Annotated in this window: 16 protein-coding genes; 4 read left to right on the top strand and 12 right to left on the bottom strand. The window is 36.6% G+C overall.

What is annotated here, in order from left to right:
• Window positions 1-53 precede the first annotated feature (53 nt).
• From C8N28_RS04045 to C8N28_RS04010, 8 genes are all read right to left on the bottom strand, one after another.
• Window positions 54-698 carry a YceI family protein gene (locus C8N28_RS04045; protein ID WP_246012742.1) on the bottom strand — a complete coding sequence of 215 codons (645 nt, stop codon included), beginning with the start codon at window positions 696-698 and terminating at the stop codon, window positions 54-56.
• Window positions 699-787: 89 nt separating this feature from the next.
• On the bottom strand, window positions 788-2,113 hold the full coding sequence (gene murA, locus C8N28_RS04040; RefSeq protein ID WP_132221766.1) for a UDP-N-acetylglucosamine 1-carboxyvinyltransferase: 1,326 nt from the start codon (window positions 2,111-2,113) through the stop codon (window positions 788-790).
• 61 nt (window positions 2,114-2,174) lie between these two features.
• Window positions 2,175-2,855 carry a DUF4290 domain-containing protein gene (locus C8N28_RS04035; RefSeq protein ID WP_132221764.1) on the bottom strand — a complete coding sequence of 227 codons (681 nt, stop codon included), beginning with the start codon at window positions 2,853-2,855 and terminating at the stop codon, window positions 2,175-2,177.
• Window positions 2,856-2,866: 11 nt separating this feature from the next.
• On the bottom strand, window positions 2,867-5,140 hold the full coding sequence (locus C8N28_RS04030) for an ATP-dependent helicase (protein ID WP_132221762.1): 2,274 nt from the start codon (window positions 5,138-5,140) through the stop codon (window positions 2,867-2,869).
• 37 nt (window positions 5,141-5,177) lie between these two features.
• Window positions 5,178-6,107 (bottom strand): 30S ribosomal protein S6--L-glutamate ligase, encoded by a 930-nt coding sequence (rimK, locus tag C8N28_RS04025; protein ID WP_132221760.1) that lies wholly within the window; start codon window positions 6,105-6,107, stop codon window positions 5,178-5,180.
• Between the two features lie 31 nt (window positions 6,108-6,138).
• Window positions 6,139-6,570, bottom strand: coding sequence for an ATP-dependent zinc protease family protein (locus C8N28_RS04020; RefSeq protein WP_132221758.1), 432 nt, complete (start codon window positions 6,568-6,570; stop codon window positions 6,139-6,141).
• Between the two features lie 9 nt (window positions 6,571-6,579).
• Window positions 6,580-7,755 (bottom strand): AIR synthase related protein, encoded by a 1,176-nt coding sequence (locus C8N28_RS04015; protein WP_132221756.1) that lies wholly within the window; start codon window positions 7,753-7,755, stop codon window positions 6,580-6,582.
• Window positions 7,756-7,854: 99 nt separating this feature from the next.
• Window positions 7,855-10,041, bottom strand: a complete 2,187-nt coding sequence (locus tag C8N28_RS04010) for a glutamine synthetase III family protein (protein WP_132221754.1) — start codon at window positions 10,039-10,041, stop codon at window positions 7,855-7,857.
• Between the two features lie 250 nt (window positions 10,042-10,291).
• Between C8N28_RS04010 and purL the strand changes: the two genes are divergently transcribed.
• Both purL and C8N28_RS04000 read left to right on the top strand, forming a co-directional pair.
• Window positions 10,292-12,514, top strand: coding sequence for a phosphoribosylformylglycinamidine synthase subunit PurL (gene purL, locus C8N28_RS04005; RefSeq protein WP_132221752.1), 2,223 nt, complete (start codon window positions 10,292-10,294; stop codon window positions 12,512-12,514).
• Between the two features lie 318 nt (window positions 12,515-12,832).
• Entirely contained in the window at window positions 12,833-13,489 is a 657-nt protein-coding gene (locus C8N28_RS04000) for an SGNH/GDSL hydrolase family protein (protein ID WP_132221750.1), read from the top strand.
• Between the two features lie 67 nt (window positions 13,490-13,556).
• On the opposite strand, the gene C8N28_RS03995 is transcribed toward C8N28_RS04000, so the two are convergent.
• A complete protein-coding gene (locus tag C8N28_RS03995) occupies window positions 13,557-16,022 on the bottom strand; it encodes a TonB-dependent receptor domain-containing protein (protein ID WP_165870298.1) in 2,466 nt (821 codons plus the stop codon).
• Between the two features lie 163 nt (window positions 16,023-16,185).
• On the opposite strand from C8N28_RS03995, the gene C8N28_RS03990 reads away from it, so the two are divergent.
• Complete coding sequence (locus tag C8N28_RS03990) at window positions 16,186-16,956, top strand: NIPSNAP family protein (RefSeq protein ID WP_132221746.1); 771 nt, start codon at window positions 16,186-16,188, stop codon at window positions 16,954-16,956.
• A gap of 60 nt (window positions 16,957-17,016) precedes the next feature.
• Here the strand turns inward: C8N28_RS03990 and C8N28_RS03985 are convergent, their stop codons facing one another.
• A complete protein-coding gene (locus tag C8N28_RS03985; protein WP_132221744.1) occupies window positions 17,017-18,312 on the bottom strand; it encodes an NAD(P)/FAD-dependent oxidoreductase in 1,296 nt (431 codons plus the stop codon).
• 38 nt (window positions 18,313-18,350) lie between these two features.
• Entirely contained in the window at window positions 18,351-20,117 is a 1,767-nt protein-coding gene (locus tag C8N28_RS03980) for an ABC transporter ATP-binding protein (RefSeq protein ID WP_132221742.1), read from the bottom strand.
• Window positions 20,118-20,229: 112 nt separating this feature from the next.
• Between C8N28_RS03980 and C8N28_RS03975 the strand changes: the two genes are divergently transcribed.
• Window positions 20,230-21,141 carry an alpha/beta hydrolase gene (locus C8N28_RS03975; RefSeq protein ID WP_132221740.1) on the top strand — a complete coding sequence of 304 codons (912 nt, stop codon included), beginning with the start codon at window positions 20,230-20,232 and terminating at the stop codon, window positions 21,139-21,141.
• Between the two features lie 73 nt (window positions 21,142-21,214).
• Here C8N28_RS03975 and C8N28_RS03970 read toward each other — a convergent pair whose 3' ends face one another.
• Entirely contained in the window at window positions 21,215-21,850 is a 636-nt protein-coding gene (locus tag C8N28_RS03970; protein ID WP_132221738.1) for a peroxiredoxin, read from the bottom strand.
• Window positions 21,851-21,982 lie beyond the last annotated feature (132 nt).

Genomic DNA, 21,982 nt, shown 5'->3' with positions numbered 1-21,982 from the left:
GCTTTCTCTTTATAAGTATTAATATAATTATTATGCTTGGCTCAGCAATTATTCTATGCTTGGTTTTTAGCTACTATTTTAATCTTAAGATTAAATTCTTTACTGATTAAATCATCAGCTTTTCCTGTATAGGTAATTCCCCAATCTTCGCGGGCAACATTGAAATCTGCATCAGCAACAACAGATGCTGGTGTAGATTCAGTTACTTTCGCATTAAAAGTGATGTTCTTGGTAACTCCATGCATATTTAGATTTCCTGCAATTACAAGATCACTAGCTGTTGCACCTTCAGTAACTGACGTTATTTCAAAAGTAGCTGTTGGGTATTTTGGTACATCAAAGAAATCTTCGTTTTTTAGGTGTCCGGTTAATTTATCTCTGCTTTCTCCTTCAGAATCTTGAACATCGATGCTATTCATATCGATTGTAAAATTTCCTCCAGTTATTTTACCTTCACTAGAGACATTAATATTACCTGAAGTAAGACTAATTTCACCAAAATGTTCTTTAGATACTTTGTTTGCATGCCATACTACTTGGGATGCGCTTGTGTCAATAGCTAGGGTTGTTCCATCAGCAACAGCATTTGTTTCAATTGCATCGGTAGTTGCAGCTCGTTCTCCTTCAGGATTACTAACGCAGGAGGCCAAAAGGATTGTCGTAACACCAAGTAGGGCCAAAGCAGTTTTCATTTTCATTGTCGTAATTTTTATAAGTGAGTAATTAACTCCAAAGAAAACAAATTATATTCTACTTCGATATGCTAATAGGGTAACATTATTGCTATTTACCCTACATTCGTATTAACACGCTTAATATCAGCTCCTAAAGCTTTTAAACGTTCTTCAATATGTTGATATCCTCTTTCGATTTGGTCAATATTATGGATAGTAGATTTTCCCTGAGCTGAAAGAGCAGCGATTAGTAAGGATACACCTGCACGGATATCAGGTGATGACATTTCAATTCCACGCAGTTTAACTTCGTTATTTAAACCGATCACAGTTGCCCGGTGGGGATCGCATAAGATTATTTGAGCGCCCATATCAATCAGTTTATCTACAAAGAATAAGCGGCTCTCGAACATCTTTTGATGGATTAGCACATTCCCTTTCGCCTGAATGGCAGTTACCAGGATGATACTTAACAGATCGGGCGTAAAACCCGGCCATGGAGCATCGCTCACAGTAAGTATAGAGCCATCTATGAATGTTTCAATTTCATAGTTTGATTGGCTAGGGATATATATATCATCACCTCGAAGTTCAAATTTGATTCCTAAACGTGAGAAAACGGAAGGAATAATTCCTAATTCATTGAAATGAACATCTTTGATAGTAATCTCAGAACCAGTCATTGCTGCCAATCCGATAAATGAGCCAATTTCGATCATATCGGGCAGCATTCTATGTTCTGTACCTCCCAAAGATTCAACTCCATGGATAGTAAGTAAGTTAGAACCGACACCGGTTATGTTTGCGCCCATGCGATTCAGCATTTTACATAGCTGTTGTAAATAGGGTTCACACGCTGCATTATAAAGCGTTGTTGTTCCATGAGCTAGGCTTGCTGCCATAACAATGTTGGCAGTTCCGGTTACAGAAGCCTCATCAAGAAGAATATAAGTTCCTGTTAAATGAGTAGCATCAATATTAAAGAAGTGTGTTTCTGGGTTGTAAACGAATTTAGCACCTAGTTTTTCAAGACCGATAAAATGAGTATCTAGTCGACGACGACCAATTTTATCACCACCAGGTTTAGGAATGGCTGCCTTGCCAAAACGAGCCAATAATGGACCTATAATCATAATAGAGCCCCGTAGTCCACCACCTTTTGTTCTGAATTCTTCAGTTTTGAAGTATTCGATATCTATGTTTGCAGCTTCAAAGGTATAAGTGTCGTCGTTAATTCTATTTACTTCAACCCCCAATGCTATTAAAAGCTCTATTAGTTTGTTAACATCTTTTATATCCGGAATATTGCTGATGGTAACTTTTTCTTTCGTTAATAAAACGGCTGATATAACTTGTAAGGCTTCGTTTTTGGCACCTTGAGGTATTATCTCACCTTTAAGAGGTTTCCCGCCGATAATTTCAAAAGAATTTTTGATCATTGATTTAAAAAATTAGCCGATTCAATCTTGTAGAAAGAAATGGTTATGTATTAGAATTATATTAGTATCGTTTCCCTGTGTTTCTCTTTTTATTGTACCCGTTGCTTTGGCCTTGATTTTTATTGTTGGAACCATTGCTTCTCCCTTTTGTGTTTTGGGCTGTACGTGTACGACTTCCCGGAGGCGGAGTTTTAAATTCAACCTTTGCTAAACTAAGATCATCACTAACCTGCAGTTCACCATTAGAAAGTTCTTTTAAATCGTTGATGATAGTCTCATCAATAACCGAATCTTTATTCCAGGTAACATAAGCCATTTTCATGAAATTTGCTATAGATAGAATCATATGTTCTTTCCGTTGCGGATCTTCTATAGCCTTGGCTGCATTAATCATTTTTTCTACGGTTTTACCGTAATGTTTAAACTTAATGCGGTTCTGTGGATAAGCTAATATTTCTGGTTTGGAACGAATAGATCCTTCTACGGGTCTTGGATAAGGACAATCAACATCTATTTTAAAGCCAGAAATGATGAATAGATGGTCCCATAATTTATGCTTAAAATCAGCAACATCTCTTAAATGGGGATTTAAAAATCCCATTAAATCAATTACCACTTGAGCATATTTATTACGTTCCTCACGAGTTGGTAGCGTGCATATATAATCTACCATGTTTTGCACATTCCGACCGTATTCTGCTAAAATAAGATGGCTTCGTGTGCTGTTATAATCAAATTCCATATAAGATGAATTTATTCTATAATTCTAAGTTTTGCAAATTTAAGCAACAATTGCTTCTGTCCTAATTCTTTAAAGAAAATAGTTGCCTTTAAATCAGGGCTCTTTCCTTCCATATTTACTACCTTTCCATAACCAAACCGCTCGTGCTCAACTTCCATTCCTACCTGTAAGTTTTTAGTATCTGAAGGTGTAAAACCAGAAGAAGGGACGTGAGCTTTAGGTAAAATGGAAGTGGTTTTTGGCCTACTTGTTTGTGGTTTCGGCTTAGAAAAAGTATCTAGAGGCTGCCAAGAACTTCTTTCATTTTCAAAGGAAGAAGAATCAGAACTGTTTGATTTTGGCCTGAAATCCAGATCCAGGTATTGAGGGTCTAGCTCATCTATAAAACGACTGGGTTCACAGTTATTTAAATTACCCCATTGATACCGTGAGGTAGCATAAGAAATATAGATGTTTTTTTCAGCGCGGGTTAAAGCTACGTAAAATAAACGACGTTCTTCTTCTAAATCGTCTCGCGAATTTAAGGATCGTTGAGAAGGAAATAAGTTTTCTTCCAAACCTACAATGTGAACAAAAGGAAACTCCAGGCCTTTAGATGCATGTATGGTCATCAATGAAACCGTATCTGCATTCGGGTCCTTGTCGTTATCTTCATTTGTAAGTAAAGCTATATCCTGCATAAAAACATCCAAGCCTTTCTCTTCTATGTCTTCGCGATCGCTGAATTCTTTAATTCCGTTGAGCAACTCTTGTATGTTTTCATATCTGCTTAAGCCTTCAATCGATTTATCCTCATAAAGGTCTTTTAATAAGCCTGAATGTTGAGCGATGTGCATGGCACTGTCAAAAGCTGTATTGGTAGCAGCCGCTGCCTGGAAGCTCTTAATTAAAAGGCTAAAAGGAGCAACCGTTACTGCAGTTCTTGAATCAAGATAATTCTCTGCATTACTAATAACGTCCCATAAAGAAATATTATGCTCGTTAGCGGATATCATGATACGCTCAATGGAAGTATTTCCGATACCACGGCGCGGATAGTTTATTACACGCTTTAATGCTTCTTCATCGTTCGGATTAAACGTTAAACGAAAATAAGCTATTAAATCTTTAATTTCTTTCCTTTGGTAGAAGGAGGTTCCTCCATAAATTTTATAAGGAATTCCGATTTTCCTCAGCGCTTCTTCCATTGCCCTGGATTGCGCATTTGTTCTATAGAGAATCGCAAAGCTTTGATAAGGAGATCCTGAAAGTGAGCGCTTTTGAGCAATGTTTTCTGCTACAATCTTTCCCTCTTCATTATCACTGAATGCACGGAATATTTTAATCTTATCGCCCACTTCATTGGTAGAAAAGACGTCCTTTTTCAGTTGATGTTCATTCTTGGCGATGATGCTATTGGCCAGATTTACAATATTCTGAGTTGAACGATAGTTCTGTTCAAGCTTAAAGATATTTAAATCCGGGTAATCCTTTTCAAAGTTTAATATATTCTGAATATTGGCCCCTCTGAAGCCATAAATACTTTGAGCATCGTCACCAACAACGCATAAGTTTTCATGGATGGCAGCCAGTTTCTTCACAATGATATATTGCGAAAAGTTTGTATCCTGGTACTCATCAAGCATTAGATATTTGAACTTATTCTGATACTTATACAACACATCCGGATGGTTTTTCATCAGAACGTTGGTGTTGAATAGAAGATCATCAAAATCCATTGCTCCGGCTTTGAAGCATCGCTGTGAATAAGTTTGATAAATAGTTCCTAAATGAGGTCTGCCCGATGAACGGTCCTCTGCTTGAATATGCTCGTTCTTTTGATATTCAGCAGCGGAGATCAAGTTATTCTTAGCTGACGATATTCTGTTATATACAAAGTTGGCATTATACAACTTGTCATCTAATTGCATTTCCTTTAAGATGGTGCGGATCAGGCTTTTAGAATCATCTGTATCGTAAATAGTGAAATTGCTTGGGTAGCCCAGATGATGCCCTTCAACTCTTAATATTTTTGCAAATACCGAGTGGAAAGTACCCATCCATATATTCTTTGCCTCGCCACCAACCACTTTGGTAATACGTTCCCGCATTTCTTTTGCAGCCTTGTTCGTAAAAGTTAGCACCAAGATATTAAAGGGGTCAACCCCATTATTTATAAGATGCGCTACGCGATAGGTAATTACTCGTGTTTTTCCTGATCCGGCTCCGGCAACAATCATTACCGGTCCTTTTATTTGCTCTACTGCAGCTCGTTGTGAAGTGTTTAATCCTTGTAAATAGTCCAAATTTGTACCTCTTTTTTTAAAGGTTAAAGTTACAAAATTATAATTTATGCCCTGCTGAAGACTTGCGTGAAATATGCGAATTCTGCATTTTAGTGGCATATTGCTTCTCAAGGAATTCGATAACCTTGGATGCAATGTCTTTTCCGGTAGCCTTTTCAATCCCCTCTAATCCGGGAGACGAATTTACCTCTAATACCAGCGGTCCTCGATCTGAAGGTAGCATATCTACACCACAAACTGTTAGGCCTAATTCTTTACAAGCTTTCAAAGCTGTTTCTCTTTCAGCCTTACTTAACTTAATTAATTCGGCTGTACCACCGCGATGTAGGTTGGATCGGAATTCACCTTCTTTGGCAATTCTTTTCATGGCACCTACTACTTTTCCATCTACCACTAGTACGCGAATATCAGTTCCTTTCGACTCTTTAATAAACTCCTGTATCAGGATATTGTTGCCCAAACCAAAGAAAGCTTCTATTACAGAGCTTGCCGCTTTTTTGGTTTCTGCTAACACTACTCCGATACCCTGTGTCCCTTCTAATAATTTAATTACTAAGGGAGCACCGCCAACCATCTTGATTAAATCATCAACATCATGCGTGTTTTTGGCGAAGCCGGTTACCGGCAGGCCAATTCCGGCGCCTGATAGAATTTGCATACACCGAAGTTTATCCCGTGAGCGAGTAATACCTTGACTCGGATTGGCTGATACTACACCCATTACTTCAAATTGGCGAACAATAGCAGAACCGTAAAAGGTTACTGAAGCACCAATTCTTGGAATAATAGCATCGATATCCGACACATCTTGTCCATTATAATGAATACTTGGCTTACCTTGTTTAATACCTACATAGCATTTTCGGTGGTCTAAAACCACACAATCATGTCCACGCTTTAAAGCAGCTTCATAGAGCTTTTTGGTAGAATACAGATTTCTATTAGTTGACAGGATTGCAATTTTCACTTGCTGTGGGGTTTTAAAGGTTAATCCTTTATTATTTTTTTACTGATGTGCGCTTGGATGATAGGTTTGAGCGGCTTACATCGACTAAGAATTTCTTGCGGATAAAGCTTCTGCCTAATAACACTGGAAATTCCATATTAGATCGATCTCTTAAAGATATCTCAATCCCATGAGTTTCACCAAACATTTTAATCTGTGTATGAATTATATAGCGGTTCTCTTCTAGTCCGAACGAATTTTTAATCTTTCTTTCTTTGTGAAAGGGGAGTATAAAAACCTTTCCTGAAGAATAACTTTCACTTAAAGGAATAAACTTAACAAATTGTTTTCTCCCTTTTTTAATTAATTCAATATGGTCGCAATGCAAAACAGAAGTCTTAGCTCCAGTATCAATTTTTGCTGGTACATCTGAGATGCCGAAGTCGATGAAATCAACTAATTCCTTCCAGCCAATTGTCTTCATGCGTTTAGCTTAATATTCGAATGTCCCGAACTCAGAGTGAATAGTAACTTTCTTGCTTTCTGTAGCTTCTACACGACCAACGATTTGAGCGTCTATTCCAAAATTTTTTGAAATACGTATAATATCTTCTGCAACTTCTGGCGAAACATAAATTTCCATCCGATGGCCCATATTAAATACTTTATACATCTCTTGCCAATCTGTTCCTGATTCTTGTTGAATCAGTTTGAAAAGGGGAGGAATCGGAAATAAATTGTCTTTTATAATATGAAGGTTCTCAACAAAGTGTAATACTTTAGTTTGCGCACCTCCACTGCAATGCACCATTCCGTGTATTTTTGAGCGGTAGCTGTCTAATACTTTTTTAATTACAGGAGCATAGGTGCGCGTTGGTGATAAAACCAGCTTACCGGCAGTTATCAATTCCCCATTGCCAATATCAATGGTGTCAGTTAAAGATTTACTTCCTGCAAATACCAGATCTTCCGGTACTGCCGAATCAAAGCTTTCAGGGTATTTATCAGCAATAAATTTATTAAATACATCATGACGGGCAGAAGTTAATCCGTTAGATCCCATGCCGCCGTTATATTCTTTTTCATAAGTGGCTTTCCCGAAAGAAGCCAAACCTACAATCACATCTCCATCTTGAATACGATGATTGGAAATCACATCCTCACGCTTCATTCTGCAGGTAACCGTAGAATCAACAATAATAGTTCGTACCAAATCACCCACATCGGCAGTTTCACCACCTGTTGAGTAAATGCCAATCCCCATTTCTCGTAACTCGGCAAGAATTTCTTCCGTGCCGTTGATGATTTCAGCGATTACTTCGCCTGATATTAAGTTCTTATTTCTGCCTATAGTTGAAGAAAGCAAAATGTTATCTGTAGCACCAACGCATAACAGGTCATCCAAGTTCATGATGATAGCATCTTGTGCAATTCCTTTCCAAACACTTGCATCGCCGGTTTCTTTCCAATAAATATAGGCAAGAGAAGATTTTGTACCTGCACCATCTGCATGCATTATATTGCAATACGAGCTATCATTTCCTAAAATATCAGGGATAATCTTGCAAAATGCTTGAGGAAATATTCCTTTATCAATATTCTTGATGGCATTATGCACATCTTCTTTTCCTGCGGAAACCCCGCGCTGGTTGTATTTTAAATCAGACATTGCGACAAAAATAAGGATAAGAATTGAGAAAGAGTAAAAAAGAAAGAGGGCTGGTTTAGCCAGCCCTCTGAAATAATTAATTCACAAATTAAAATATTCTTAATTTACGAATAATAGCTCTCTTAATTTTGGTACAGGCCATTTGTTATCGTCAACAATCTGTTCCAATTTATTAATATGGTAGCGTATCTTATCAAAATAAACGCGTACTTTTTCATCGTAAGCAATGGCTTTATCGCGGATATCTTCAATGTTATTCGCTTTCTTACGTTCCTGACGCATTGCTTCTGTATTTTCTAATATTTCATTGATAAGCGTAGAAATACGTTCCACCAAATTAAGCTGCGAGCTGTATGATTCTTTAGGCAACCCTAAGTCTTTTAATCCTCTTACATTTTCAACAAGCTCATTTAAATAAGTGATGGAAGCCGGAGCAAGCATGCTGTTTACAATCTCACCGATAACACGAGCTTCTATCTGAATCTTTTTGAAATAGCTTTCCAGTAATATTTCATGACGAGCATGAGATTCTCTTCTGTTTAAGATACCCAATGATTCAAAAAGCTTCAGTGACTTATCGCTTGTATATACGTCTAGCGCTTTTGGAGTTGTTTTTATATTAGATAATCCACGGCTTTCTGCTTCTATTTCCCACTCTTTACTATATCCATTTCCTTCAAAGCGGATAGCTCTGGATTGTTTAAGATATTTACGGATAACATTTAAGATCGCTAAATCCTTCTTGGTGTCTTTTGCAATCAATTTATCAACGTCAGTTTTAAACTGTATTAATTGTTCAGCAACAATTGCATTTAAAACGGTCATTGAGCTCGCACTGTTGGCAGAAGAACCTACCGCTCTGAATTCAAATTTATTACCTGTAAATGCAAATGGAGAAGTTCTGTTACGATCTGTATTATCTAAGTTTAACTCAGGAATTTTAGGGATACCATGCCAAAGCATGCTTTCTGATTTAACGATCTTCGCAATTCTAGGAGTTTCTATCTCGTCTAAAACATCATTTAACTGACTTCCTAAGAAAATTGAAATAATTGCCGGAGGTGCTTCATTTGCTCCTAAACGGTGATCATTACTTGCAGATGCTATGGATGCGCGCAATAAATCAGCGTGCTCATAAACAGCTTTAATGGTGTTTACAAAGAAAGTAAGGAACATTAAATTAGTTTTAGGAGTTTTTCCCGGAGCTAACAAATTGATTCCTGTGTTGGTAATTAAAGACCAGTTGTTATGTTTTCCTGAACCATTAATGTCGGCATAAGGTTTTTCATGGATCAGCACCTTAAAGTTATGACGTAAAGCTATTTGTTCCATGATATTCAACAACAGTTGATTATGGTCAATTGCTAAATTCATCTCTTCAAACATCGGTGCACATTCAAATTGTGAAGGTGCAACTTCATTATGCCTGGTTTTTAAAGGAATACCCAGTTTTAACGATTCATTTTCAAGGTCAACCATAAAAGCCATTACGCGCTCAGGTATTGACCCGAAATAATGATCTTCTAATTGTTGGCCTTTTGCAGACATATGTCCAAAAAGTGTTCTTCCGGTTAAAAGTAAATCCGGACGAGCATTGTATAAAGCTAAGTCAACTAAAAAGTATTCTTGCTCAATTCCTAGCGATGCGGCTACACGAGTAACGCTTTTCCCAAAATACTGACAAACATCAACTGCTGCTTTATCAAGCGCGTTAATAGCTTTAAGTAAAGGTGCTTTATAATCAAGCGCTTCTCCTGTATAAGAAAGGAATACAGTAGGTATACAAAGTGTTTTGCCAGCAGCTGTTTCAAAAAGGAAAACAGGAGATGATGGATCCCAACCAGTATATCCTCTGGCTTCAAAAGTATTTCTTATTCCTCCATTCGGGAAGCTTGATGCATCAGGCTCTTGTTGAATCAATGAATCTGCTGTGAATTTTTCTACTGGTAAGCCATTATTGTCAGGTTCAAAGAAAGCATCGTGCTTTTCAGCAGTGCTGCCTGTTAATGGTTGAAACCAGTGAGAATAATGTGTTGCTCCGTTCGAAATTGCCCAGCTTTTTATAGCCTGAGAGATATGTTCTGCTAATTCTCTGTCAATTACTTCCCCGGTGTCAATAATAGTTACCAGTTTTTCGTAAGCATTCTTTGGCAGGTACTCTTTCATTTTCTTAATTCCGAAAACGTTCTTACCAAAAAATGTAGAGGGCTTACCTTCCGGAGTAGACGTTGATTTCTTTTTTCTAGATAAAACGGTTTCCACCGCATCAAACCTGAGATTATTCATTTTTTGCTGATTATTAGGGGTGCTTTTTTGTAATTAAATTAGTGTTTGCGCAAAATTCATTAAAAAAAATCACAAATACATAATTTTATTGAGGTAATTTATAATTTTTTATGTGAATAATCTAATTTGCTAAAAATAATTACATTGATTCTCGTATTATGAGTTCTATGCGCTCTCGTGTCATAAAAATTGCCAAATCAGTAATTATTCTTATTTTTGCATACCTAGTTTATTACGTTAAAACGATACATTGGAAAATCAAGAATTAAGTACTTTAGAGACTGCTAAAGAGCTCGGGTTGATCCCTGAAGAATACGATCGCATCAAGGAAATTTTAGGACGGACTCCCAACTTTACAGAATTATCTATATTCTCTGTAATGTGGAGTGAACACTGCTCTTATAAAAACTCCATCGTTTGGTTAAAGAAATTACCAAATAAAGGTGCTCACTTAATGGCTGAAGCCGGTGAGGAAAATGCAGGTTTAGTAGACATCGGTGATGGTTTGGGTTGCTGCTTCAAAATTGAATCGCATAACCATCCATCAGCTTTAGAACCTTATCAAGGTGCTGCAACCGGAGTTGGAGGTATAAACCGTGATATTTTTACCATGGGTGCACGTCCGATCGCACAATTAAACTCACTTCGCTTTGGTAGCATTGAAAATGACCGTACCAAGTGGTTATTAAAAGGTGTAGTTAAAGGAATTGGCGATTATGGAAATGCATTCGGAGTTCCAACCGTAGGTGGTGAAGTATTCTTTGATGAATGTTATCAAATTAATCCATTGGTAAACGCCATGTCGGCAGGTATCGTAAAAGCAGGAGAAACAGTTTCCGCAACTTCGTATGGAGTAGGAAACCCTGTTTATATTGTTGGTTCTGCTACTGGTAAAGACGGTATTCATGGTGCAGCATTTGCATCAAAAGATATTACAGAAGATTCTGTAAATGATTTGCCTGCTGTACAGGTGGGTGACCCATTCCAGGAGAAATTACTTTTAGAAGCTTCACTTGAAGTTATAAAAACAGGTGCTGTTATCGGTATGCAGGATATGGGTGCTGCAGGTATTATCTGCTCAAACTCAGAGATGTCTGCAAAAGGTAAACACGGTATGCGGATCGATTTAGATAAGGTACCTGTTCGTCAGGAAAACATGAAGCCTTATGAAATCTTATTATCTGAATCACAAGAGCGTATGCTTATTGTGGTAGAAAAAGGTAAAGAAGCTTTGGTAGAGGCAGTTTTCGATAAATGGGATCTAAATTGTGCCATTATCGGTGAAGTAACTGATACCGAACGTCTACAATATTATGCTAAAGGTGAGTTAGTGGCTGACGTTCCTGCTGATGATTTAGTATTGGGTGGCGGAGCTCCGGTATATCACCGCGAGTATAGAGAACCTGCTTATTTCCAAGAATTCAAGAAATTTAATATAGATGATGTTCCACTTCCTAAAGATTTACGTGAAGTTGCACAGCATTTAATTGCTCATCCAAATATTGCATCTAAACGTTGGGTATCTGATCAGTATGATTCAATGGTTGGAACAGCTACCATGACAGATAACCGTCCGAGTGATGCTGCAGTGGTAGCCGTAAAAGGTACAAATAAGGCAATTGCGTTAACGGTTGATTGTAATGGACGTTATGTATATGCAGATCCGCATGTAGGAACAGCTATCGCAGTAGCAGAAGCTGCCCGTAATATTGTATGTGCTGGTGGCGAGCCTTCTGCTATTACAAACTGTTTAAACTTTGGTAATCCTTATAATCCGGAAGTTTATTGGCAGTTTGTGGGTGCTATCAAAGGAATGAGCGAAGCTTGTTTGAAGTTTGAAACACCTGTAACAGGCGGTAACGTTAGTTTCTATAACCAATCATCTGATGAAGGTGCTGTTTTTCCAACACCAACCATCGGAATGTTAGGTGTTTTAGAAAATGCTGCTGATATGATGACCTTGGATTTTAAAGCTACTGACGATCTTATTTACTTGATTGGTGAGTCTGTTAATGATATCGCTTCATCTGAATATCTTGCTTCTTATCATAAAATTGCTGCTTCTCCAGCACCTTATTTTGATTTAGAAAAGGAATACACCATGCAACAAACCGTAAAGCAGTTAATTGCTAATAAGTTAATCGTTTCTGCTCATGATGTATCTGATGGTGGTTTATATATTACCTTATTAGAATCTGCAATGCCAAATAATTTCGGATTTGCGATAGAGACTGATAGCGAAATCAGAAAAGACGCATTCTTATTTGGTGAAGGACAAGGAAGGGTAGTTGTATCTGTAAAGCCAGAACAACAAGCTGCGTTTATTGAATCAATGGCAACATCTGAAACAGAATTCTCCTACCTGGGAGTAGTAACTTCTTCAGGAAATGTGGTTGATGATGAAATGTACGATACTACTGCGCATGCAAAAAGTATTTACGACAACGTGTTTCACAATTACCTGGGAGATTAATTCTTAGATAAATTCAAATAATTTAAAAGCCTAAAGTATTACTTTAGGCTTTTTTGTTTAATACTATATTATCAGTTTTGTTTAAAACTGATAATACCTCTATTTAGGAATTTTATAGGAACGTTATAAGTACCTTCCAGGGAGGGACCTTAGAGGTAAATACCTATAATGTCCGAAAAATGTTCTTAGTATATAAGCATGTTGTTCTTATAATTATTAGATGTTAAACGAAGATTATCTAAATATTAATTGTTTGTTAATTGTAATAATTTTTGATAATTAAAAAATAATACTACATTTAATCTTTGGAATTTAAATATGCGAGCAAAACTTTACTTTCTTATTATCTTATGTGTCGTTGTTCTGACCTCTGCAATAGAGCAGCAGAAACCTAAACGCATTATATTTTTTGGTGATTCAATAACTCAGGCAGGTGTAAAACCAGATGGTTATATTACGCAATTGGGTAATTCACTGAAAATGCCAAACTATGAACTTATCGGAGCCGGAATTGGCGGTAACAAAGTATACGATCTGTATTTACGGATGGAAGAAGATGTTTTATTGAAGAAACCAGATGTAGTTGTTATCTATATTGGTATCAATGACGTTTGGCATCGCTTGCAAGGTACGGGAACAGATTATGATAAGTTTATAAAATTCTATCAGGCTATTATTACTAAAATAGAAAATACAGGCAGTAAAGTAATATTGTGTACTCCAACTGTTATTGGCGAGAAGAAGAATGGTGTAAATCCTATGGATGAAAACCTGGATAAATTTGCCGGTGCAATTAGAGAGTTAGCAACAAAGAATAATTTACCTCTATGCGACCTGCGCACTCTATTTACTAATTACGAAAAAGAACATAATACAACAGACTTGGAAAAAGGTGTGCTTACTTCAGATGGTGTTCATTTGAATGAGCTTGGCAATAAATTAGTTGCTGATAACCTTTTGCCATTCCTAAAATAATTTATTGATAACCTAATTATGACTAAAGAGAGCTCCGTCGCGAGCTCTCTTCCTGTTTAAAACATTCTTATTTCCCCACTCTGTTCTCTTCATCACTTTTAACATTTTGTTTCGGACCGCTGATCTTGGTATTTCCAAAGCTGTAGCTAAGAGATAATCTAACTACACGTGTTTCTCTTTTCTGATCTATGGAGGTGTTTAAGTTAGCGTATTCTGTGCTTACATGCTGTGATCGGGTGTTGAAGATATCTGATACAGCTAGTTTAACATTTGCCCGTTTGTCTTTGAACGATTTGTTGATACCCAGGTCCATGCTCCACGATTGTCCGATCTTATAAATGCTATAGCGCAATCCGGATTGGTAGTTTACAGTTGCATCAGCACTTAAAGTAGATAATAGTTGGAATGTATGATTGCTTGTTCCTTGAAATGCTAGTTGGCCGTAGCTAATCGGAGATTCCGCTTGATTTGATTCGAATCCTAAGTAGAATGTTGTAGCATTGGTGTTTGAACTCCAGAATTTGGTGAATTTAACGGGTGCATTTACATTTAAGAACCACTGTTTTTGCTGTGCAATGTTTTCATTGGTAACCAGTGTTGTTTTATCAACATCGTTTTGTTTCATGATCTCTACGATCGCATCTTTTCTTATTTCATAGCCTGTCGAAAAGTTAAAACGTTTCATCAAGGTGTAATTTAAAGCGAAAGCATGTATATATTCTGGTTGTAAGTAAGGGTTACCTTGTTGATAGGTATATTTATCTAAGAAATAGTTGAAAGGGTTTAATACACCATAATTAGGTCTGTTAATTCGTTTTGAGTAGCTTAAGCTAAATTGATTATTGTCTGATAGATCATAGCTCAATGATATATTTGGGAAGAAATCAACATAGTCACGTTTAACTTCACTGCCCAATGTGATAGAATTTCCATTAGAAGTAGTGTATTCTGTTCTTAAACCAGTTTGTATGCCAATCTTCTTAAATTTAGTATGGTAATTTATATAAGCTGCAGCTACTCTCTCCGTATAAACGAAGTGATTACTTCTATTGGCTACATTTTCCCAATCTTCATTTATAAATTCAGAGAACTTTAAGTTGTTGTCTGTTTTTACATTAGCATATTTTAATCCGGCTTCAAATCCTGAATTTTCATTGAATGGACGAGTATAGTCTGTTTTAAAAGATTGAATATGGATTGTTGATGGCATATCGCTTTTAAGAAGAAGTGGATCATGCATTACAGAGCCATCCTTATTGTAGAAGAAGTTGCCATAATCGGCTGAATTGTCTTCAAAGAATGCAGAGATATCTACATCTGCGCTTACTTTACTTCCCAGGGTATCGATGTTATAAGTATTGTTTAGATTAATAGAGTAGTTTTTAAATTCATTATCAAATTGCGATGTGGCAGCGAGAGTAGAATCTAATGGTGATTCATGCGAGCCAATTTGTACATTACTGGTATTATTGTCCTCAGAGTTATTTAATAGTCCACTTACCTGAAGAGAGATGGTGTTCTTTTCAGAAGTTTGCACGTCAACTCCTGTTCTTAAAGAGTGACTACCATATTGGCTGTTCATCATATTGTTTTGTGCAAAGCTGGTGAAGTCAGCATCTTGTTCTACTATTCGGTTAATATCCATTAAGTCTGTCCGATCGTTGGTTTGATAAGAGTAGGTTCCAAACAAGCTTACATTATCTTTCTTGTGGTTAATGTTTAATGAAGTATTGCCTTTATAACCATTTCCACGTCCTCCACCTAAGTTGAAGGTTCCATTAGTTCCGGCAATTTTGTTTTTCTTTAATTTAATGTTGATGATGCCAGAACCTCCTGCTGCATCGTATTTTGCAGATGGGTTATTGATGATTTCTACTGATTGTAATGTATTTCCATCTGTAGAGCGAAGTAAATTAGCCAATTGCGTAGACGACAGATGGGTTTCTTTACCATCAATCATAACCATGATACCTTGCTTTCCGTTTAAGCTAATGTTATCATCTTTATCTACAGTGATGCCGGGTGAGCGTTCTAATATTTCGAGGGCGTTATTGCCAGCTGCAAGAGTTGAATTTTCAACATTAACTACAAGCATATCTGCTCTTCGTTCAATAAGAGGTTTTCTGGCGGTAATCACAATCGTCTCTAACTCTTTATTGTTTACCGAAAGTTTAATATCTTTTATTTTAATAGTCTGCTTGCCTTCCTGTAATTGAAAGCTTTCGCTGTTGCTTTTACTATATCCAAGTAATTCTGCCTGAACGAAGTAGCTGCCATTCTTGATTTGATCAAATGTATAATTACCTTGTTCATCAGAGAATAATACTTTTACAGTTGAAGAGTCGGACGATTTAATAAGGCTTACGGTGGCATAGTCCATGTTTTTGCCAGTTTCGTCAATAACCTTTCCGCTTATTTTTCCTGCCGAATCTTGGGCAAATACTGTATTTGCTGTTCCACCAAGAAGGATGAGATAAAAGAATGCAAGGAAAACATTCGTTTGTAGTTTTAGGGTTGTAATTTTTTTCATCATTTTAATTATTTGATCCAAAACTATAAGCATCGCTATAAATAGACAATATGAATTAGGTAGGCTGAATTAAATAATCGGTAAGCCTAATGAAAAACTCGGTGAAAGAATTTTAAATTCATGTCATTTTATTATTACTTTTACGGCAAATCAAAATATAATCTATATGAAACCTAAATTATTACCAATAGTAGCCTTGGTATTTTGCATGTTAATGTCATCGTTGGCATATAGCCGCGACAAAGGTTATTATTATCAATTGAAGATCTACCATTTTAAAACAGCAGCTCAAGAGGCGCAGGTTGATCAGTTTTTAAAGGATGCTTATATTCCGGCGATGCACCGGGCAGGTATTCCGGCAATCGGTGTTTTTAAACCTGTTGTGCAAGATACAGCAGATCAGCGGATCTATGTATTCACTCCGGTAGCTAAGTTTGAACAGCTTTTAAATATTGACAATACCTTAGCAAAGGATAGTCAATTTCAATCTGCTGGAGCTCCTTATTTAAATGCTGCTTATAATAACGCACCTTATACAAGGATTGAAACAATTATTATGAAGGCGTTTGAGGGAATGTTAAAACCAGCTATACCTAATCTAACTTCACCTAAAAGTGAGCGGATCTATGAGTTGCGCAGTTATGAAAGTGCAACAGAGAAGCTGGCTGATAATAAAGTTGATATGTTTAATTTTGCTGAGTTAGATATATTTACCAAGCTAAACTTTAACGCAGTATTTTACGGAAAGGTAATTTCTGGTGGTACAATGCCTAACTTGATGTACATGACAACCTTTAATAATAAGACTGATAGAGATGAGCATTGGAAAGCATTTTCACCAGAATATGCACCGGTAAGTAAATTACCTCAATACCAACATAATGTGTCAAAGAATGTAACGTTGTTTTTATATCCAACGGATTATTCTAATTATTAATTGATAGAATAAAAATTTAATAAACATCCTTGCATTAACTTAATGTAAGGATGTTTTATTTTAAGTCAGTTCTTTCTTGACTTCTTCTCCCTTTTTCTTCTCTTTGCTGATAATTAAACGCAGAGTAGGATCGTTTGTCGCAAAGGCAAAGAACCAGTTAAACATCAAGGTGAATTTATTTCTGAAACTGGCAATAGGTATTAAATGGATGAATAGCCAAACTAACCAGGCAAAAAATCCTTTAAAAAATCCTTTCGGTAAATCAACTACAGCTTTATATTTTGCAATGATGGCCATGCTTCCTTTGTTTTTATAATGGAAAGCACGCAAAGGTTTGTTTTCAACCATCTTTTTTAAGTTTTCTCCTAAAAGATCTCCTTGTTGAATAGCCACTTGTGCTAATTGCGGATGGCCACCTGGATAATGTTCATCAGATGTTTGCAAGCAAATATCACCAATAGCAAAGACATTTTGTGTTGAATGTACAGTGTTATACTCATCAACTATTATTCTTCTGCCACGGCCAATAGCTTCAGGGGCCAGGCCTTTTACCTCACAAGCGATAACGCCTGAGGTCCAGATTAATGAGTTTGTAGGGATTGTTTCACCATTTCCTAATAATACCTTCCCGTCTTTATAATCTTTTACAGGTGTGTTCAGTTTAATTTGGACTCCTAGTTTTGTTAATACATTGGCTGCTTCTTCCTGAGACTTCTTGCTCATCGGGCCTAGTAATGATGGAGAAGCATCTATTAATATGATGTTCACCTTACGGTCGGTAATTTCAGGGTAATCTTTAGCTCCGATACTGTGCACCATTTCGGCTAGCATTCCTGCAATTTCTACACCTGTAGGGCCGCCGCCTGCGATTACAATATTGAAGTATTTGGTTTTCTCAAATTTATTGACAGCACGAACAGCTTTTTCCATGTTCAATAACAGGTGGTCGCGCAGTTTAAGAGCATCTCTAATTGTTTTCATGGATAAAGCATTTTGCTTTACGTTTTCCATGCCAAAGTAATTGGTTTCAGTACCTAAACTTAGAACCAGGTAGTCGTATGGAAGAATACCAGTATCCGTTTCGATTGTATTTTCTTCTGAATTTACTTTAATTAGTGAACCAATATGAAAACGTATATTCCTTCTGTGTTGGAACATTCTCCTGAAAGGGTAACTTATATTTGAGTTTTCAATAAATGCGGTAGAAACCTGATATAATAGAGGAGGAAAGAAATGATAATTGTTTTTATCTACTAAAGTCACCTGAAAACGAGGATCGTTTGTGAGTTTCTTAATAAGATTAACACCTGCAAAGCCTCCTCCAACAATGACTACTTTCTTTATGTATTGTTCCATGATCTAAATTAAGGATTAATATAAATTTAAATGATTTGCTATACGAGAACTTCTCTTTCACCAATTTGTTGGCGCCACATGGCATAATATAGCCCTTTTAACTCTAACAATTCACTATGGCTTCCTGTTTCTATAATGTGGCCTTTCTCTAAAACATAGATCCGGTCAGCATACATGATGGTGGATAACCGATGTGCAATCATAACGGTTATATGTTGTCTTTCTGCTGTAATTCTTCTAATAGTATTTGATATTTCCTCTTCAGTAATAGAGTCGAGCGCTGAAGTTGCTTCATCAAAGATAATTAAATTGGGTTGTCTTAACAAAGATCGGGCTATTGAAAGACGCTGCCTTTCTCCGCCTGATAATTTAAGTCCACCTTCACCAATAACAGTTTCCAATCCATTTTCTGCACGATCAAGGATGCTTTTGCCAGATGCTTTTCTTAAGGCCTCCAGCATCATTTCTTCAGTAGCATGCGGATTTACAAATAAGAGATTCTCTCGGATTGATCCTGAAAACAGCTGTGTGTCTTGAGTAACGAAGCCTATTTGATGTCTTAAGCCTTCAAAATCAACTTTGTTTTCGCTAATGTGGTTGTAGTAAATATTGCCTGATGTAGGTGTATATAATCCTACTAAAAGTTTTACTAAGGTTGTTTTACCCGCACCAGAAGGTCCGACAAAGGCGATTGTTTCGCCACGTTCTACTTCAAAAGATACATTTTCGAGAGCCGGTTGTTTGGCAATATGATGCTGGAATTTCACATTGTTGAATCTTAGATTCGTGATGGAGTTAATCTTTTCTGGTATCAAAGGTTGATATTCAACTTTCTTTGAAAATAGAGTTTCCAGATTAATCAAAGAAGCTTCTGCCTCACGATAAGACATGATGATGTTTCCTAATTCTTGTAAGGGGCCGAAAATGAAGAAGGAATACATCTGCATCATCATGAGTTGGCCGACAGTTATTTTATCATAAAATATGAAGGAGATCAGGGCAAACATAATTACCTGTTGTAAAAAGTTTACGAAGGTTCCTTGAACAAAACTAATAGCACGTATACTTTTGACCTTTCTTAATTCCAAGTTAAGAATTTTCATGGTAGTACCATTAAGCCGGAGGATTTCTTGCTGGGTAAGCCCTAAACTCTTAACTAATTCTATATTACGTAAAGATTCAGTGGTAGAACCAGCAAGAGCAGTTGTTTCTTTGGTAATGTTCTTTTGAATAGCTTTTATTTTTCTGCTTAAAAAGCTGGTAAGAAATGCCAATGCAAAGGTTCCTACTAAATAGATTAAAGGAAGTAAAGGGCTTAAGCGGAAAGCAACAATTGTTACAAATACGATACCTACAATGGTTGCAAAGAGGACATTTACAAAACCAGTTATAAAATTAGAGCAGTCTTCACGAGCCTTTTGGAGAACCGATAAGGTTTCTCCACTACGTTGATCTTCAAAGTCTTGGTAGGGTAGGCGCATAGCATGCTGCAAGCCATCCGTATAGAGTTGTGCTCCAAATTTCTGGATAATAACATTCACTACATAGTCTTGAAATGCCTTTGCAATCCTTGAAACCATAGCTGCACCGATAATCATCAATAAACCTATGGCTACTCCTCTAAAGAATTCGGTATTGGCACCCGTATTCCTGAATTCAGCTGCTTTATTTGCAAAGGGGTCAATTAAGAAGTTACCAAGTATATAAGGATTTAATAAAGAAAATATTTGATTTATGGCTGCTAAAATGAGTGCTATAAAGATAAGTAGCTTATACTTACTTAAGTACTTGAGGAGTAGTTTCATGAAAAAGAATTTTTGCCAACGATGAGTTTTTGGCAAAGTTAGAGTATTTTAAATAGATTAATTTATATTTGAATTAGCAATTCTAATAAATGCCACCTAAATTATAGAATCGATGATTTTTAAGAATTTAATTTTATATACTGTGATTTCAGTTGTATCAATTCCAGTATTCGGACAAGTAACTATTGATTTATACGACGGCTCGGTTCCTAATTCCAGGAACAGTGAGGTTGTCGAAGTTTCACCTGCTGCAAATGATGGAACCCCACGAGTTTCGGGAGTTACCAGACCCCAGATTATTGCCTTTTTACCCGAAAAAGATAATAATACGGGCAAGGCGGCTATTATTTTCCCAGGTGGCGGCTATTCTGTTCTGGCAATTGATCATGAGGGTTATGCTATTGCCAAACGACTGAATGAAGAGGGTATTTCTGCTTTTGTTGTAAAATACCGACTTCCAAGTGATAAAATTATGGAAGATAAAAGTATAGGGCCTTTGCAAGATGCACAGCGCGCTATACAGCTTGTTCGTGAGAGGGCAGCTGAATGGGGAATTTCAACAAACGAGATTGGAATTGTAGGTTCTTCAGCAGGAGGGCATTTAGCTTCTACACTTGGAACTCATTATCAAAAGGCGTTGATCCCTAATCCGAAAAACACCAGTTTACGTCCGGATTTCATGCTTTTACTTTATCCTGTAATTAGTATGGACCCAGTGATTACGCATAAAGGATCTCAAGTAAATCTACTGGGAGTGAGCCCTTCAGCGAGCCAAATAACTAACTTCTCTAATGATAAGCAGGTTAGTGATGATACTCCTCCAACTTTTATAGTTCATGCTAAGGATGATAAAGTTGTACCGATTGCAAATAGTGAACGCTTTAGGGATGCACTTACAAGTCATCATGTGCCTGTGAAATTATTAGTTTACGATGAGGGTGGACATGGTTTCGGATTAAATAATAAAACAACAACAGATCAATGGTTTGATCATTTTATGGAATGGTTCAAGACTATTGATTAACGTTAAAAATTATCATTAAAAATAATGGGCTATTGATATTATCAATAGCCCATTGTTTTTAGAATCTCTGCTTTTATTTGGCAGGATCTGGAGTATAACGTAAATATGGTTTTACTTCACGAACTCCTTTTGGAAATTTAGTAGTTGCATCTTCAGTTTTAATAGCATTAGAAACAATCACATCTTCACCTGGATTCCAGTCTGCTGGTGTAGCAACACTATGTTTGTCAGTTAGCTGCATAGAGTCGATTACTCTGATTATTTCAGTGAAATTTCTTCCTGTAGAAGCAGGATAGGTTAATGTTAACCGAACCTTTTTATCTGGTGAAATAATGAAAACGGACCTTACAGTATGTGTAGCAGATGCATTTGGATGGATCATATCATATAATTCAGCTACTTTATGATCTTTATCTGCAATAATTGGGAAATCAACATCAGTAACTTGTGTTTCATTGATATCTTTAACCCAACCACGGTGGTCTTCTACAGAATCCACGCTCACAGCGATTGCTTTAACATTTCTTTTTTTGAATTCATTGCTAAGTTGCGCTGTTCTTCCTAGTTCTGTAGTACAAACCGGAGTAAAATCTGCAGGGTGCGAGAACAAAACTCCCCAACTGTCTCCAAGGAATTCGTAAAAATCTATTTCACCAATTGTCGTAACGGCTTTAAAATTGGGCGCCGTATCCCCTAAGCGTAAACTCATAAAACAATTATTTTAGATTAATGGATTAATGCCAATAGACTATCAATTTTATAGACTATATATTTATTCAAATATACAATAAATTTTATTTCTTGTATAGTTCCAATCTTTAGAATATTTAAGAGATAATCA

The organism is Albibacterium bauzanense (assembly GCF_004339765.1).
GTDB lineage: Bacteria > Bacteroidota > Bacteroidia > Sphingobacteriales > Sphingobacteriaceae > Albibacterium > Albibacterium bauzanense.
This window is presented reverse-complemented; position numbering and strand designations above follow the sequence as displayed.

Excerpts from the sequence above, each read along its gene's own strand:
- C8N28_RS04045 (WP_246012742.1), bottom strand. The coding sequence starts at position 698 with ATGAAAATGAAAACTGCTTTGGCCCTACTTGGTGTTACGACAATCCTT.
- murA (WP_132221766.1), bottom strand. The coding sequence starts at position 2,113 with ATGATCAAAAATTCTTTTGAAATTATCGGCGGGAAACCTCTTAAAGGT.
- C8N28_RS04035 (WP_132221764.1), bottom strand. The coding sequence starts at position 2,855 with ATGGAATTTGATTATAACAGCACACGAAGCCATCTTATTTTAGCAGAA.
- C8N28_RS04020 (WP_132221758.1), bottom strand. The coding sequence starts at position 6,570 with ATGAAGACAATTGGCTGGAAGGAATTAGTTGATTTCATCGACTTCGGC.
- C8N28_RS04015 (WP_132221756.1), bottom strand. The coding sequence starts at position 7,755 with ATGTCTGATTTAAAATACAACCAGCGCGGGGTTTCCGCAGGAAAAGAA.
- C8N28_RS04010 (WP_132221754.1), bottom strand. The coding sequence starts at position 10,041 with ATGAATAATCTCAGGTTTGATGCGGTGGAAACCGTTTTATCTAGAAAA.
- C8N28_RS04000 (WP_132221750.1), top strand. The coding sequence starts at position 12,833 with ATGCGAGCAAAACTTTACTTTCTTATTATCTTATGTGTCGTTGTTCTG.
- C8N28_RS03995 (WP_165870298.1), bottom strand. The coding sequence starts at position 16,022 with ATGATGAAAAAAATTACAACCCTAAAACTACAAACGAATGTTTTCCTT.
- C8N28_RS03990 (WP_132221746.1), top strand. The coding sequence starts at position 16,186 with ATGAAACCTAAATTATTACCAATAGTAGCCTTGGTATTTTGCATGTTA.
- C8N28_RS03985 (WP_132221744.1), bottom strand. The coding sequence starts at position 18,312 with ATGGAACAATACATAAAGAAAGTAGTCATTGTTGGAGGAGGCTTTGCA.
- C8N28_RS03980 (WP_132221742.1), bottom strand. The coding sequence starts at position 20,117 with ATGAAACTACTCCTCAAGTACTTAAGTAAGTATAAGCTACTTATCTTT.
- C8N28_RS03975 (WP_132221740.1), top strand. The coding sequence starts at position 20,230 with ATGATTTTTAAGAATTTAATTTTATATACTGTGATTTCAGTTGTATCA.
- C8N28_RS03970 (WP_132221738.1), bottom strand. The coding sequence starts at position 21,850 with ATGAGTTTACGCTTAGGGGATACGGCGCCCAATTTTAAAGCCGTTACG.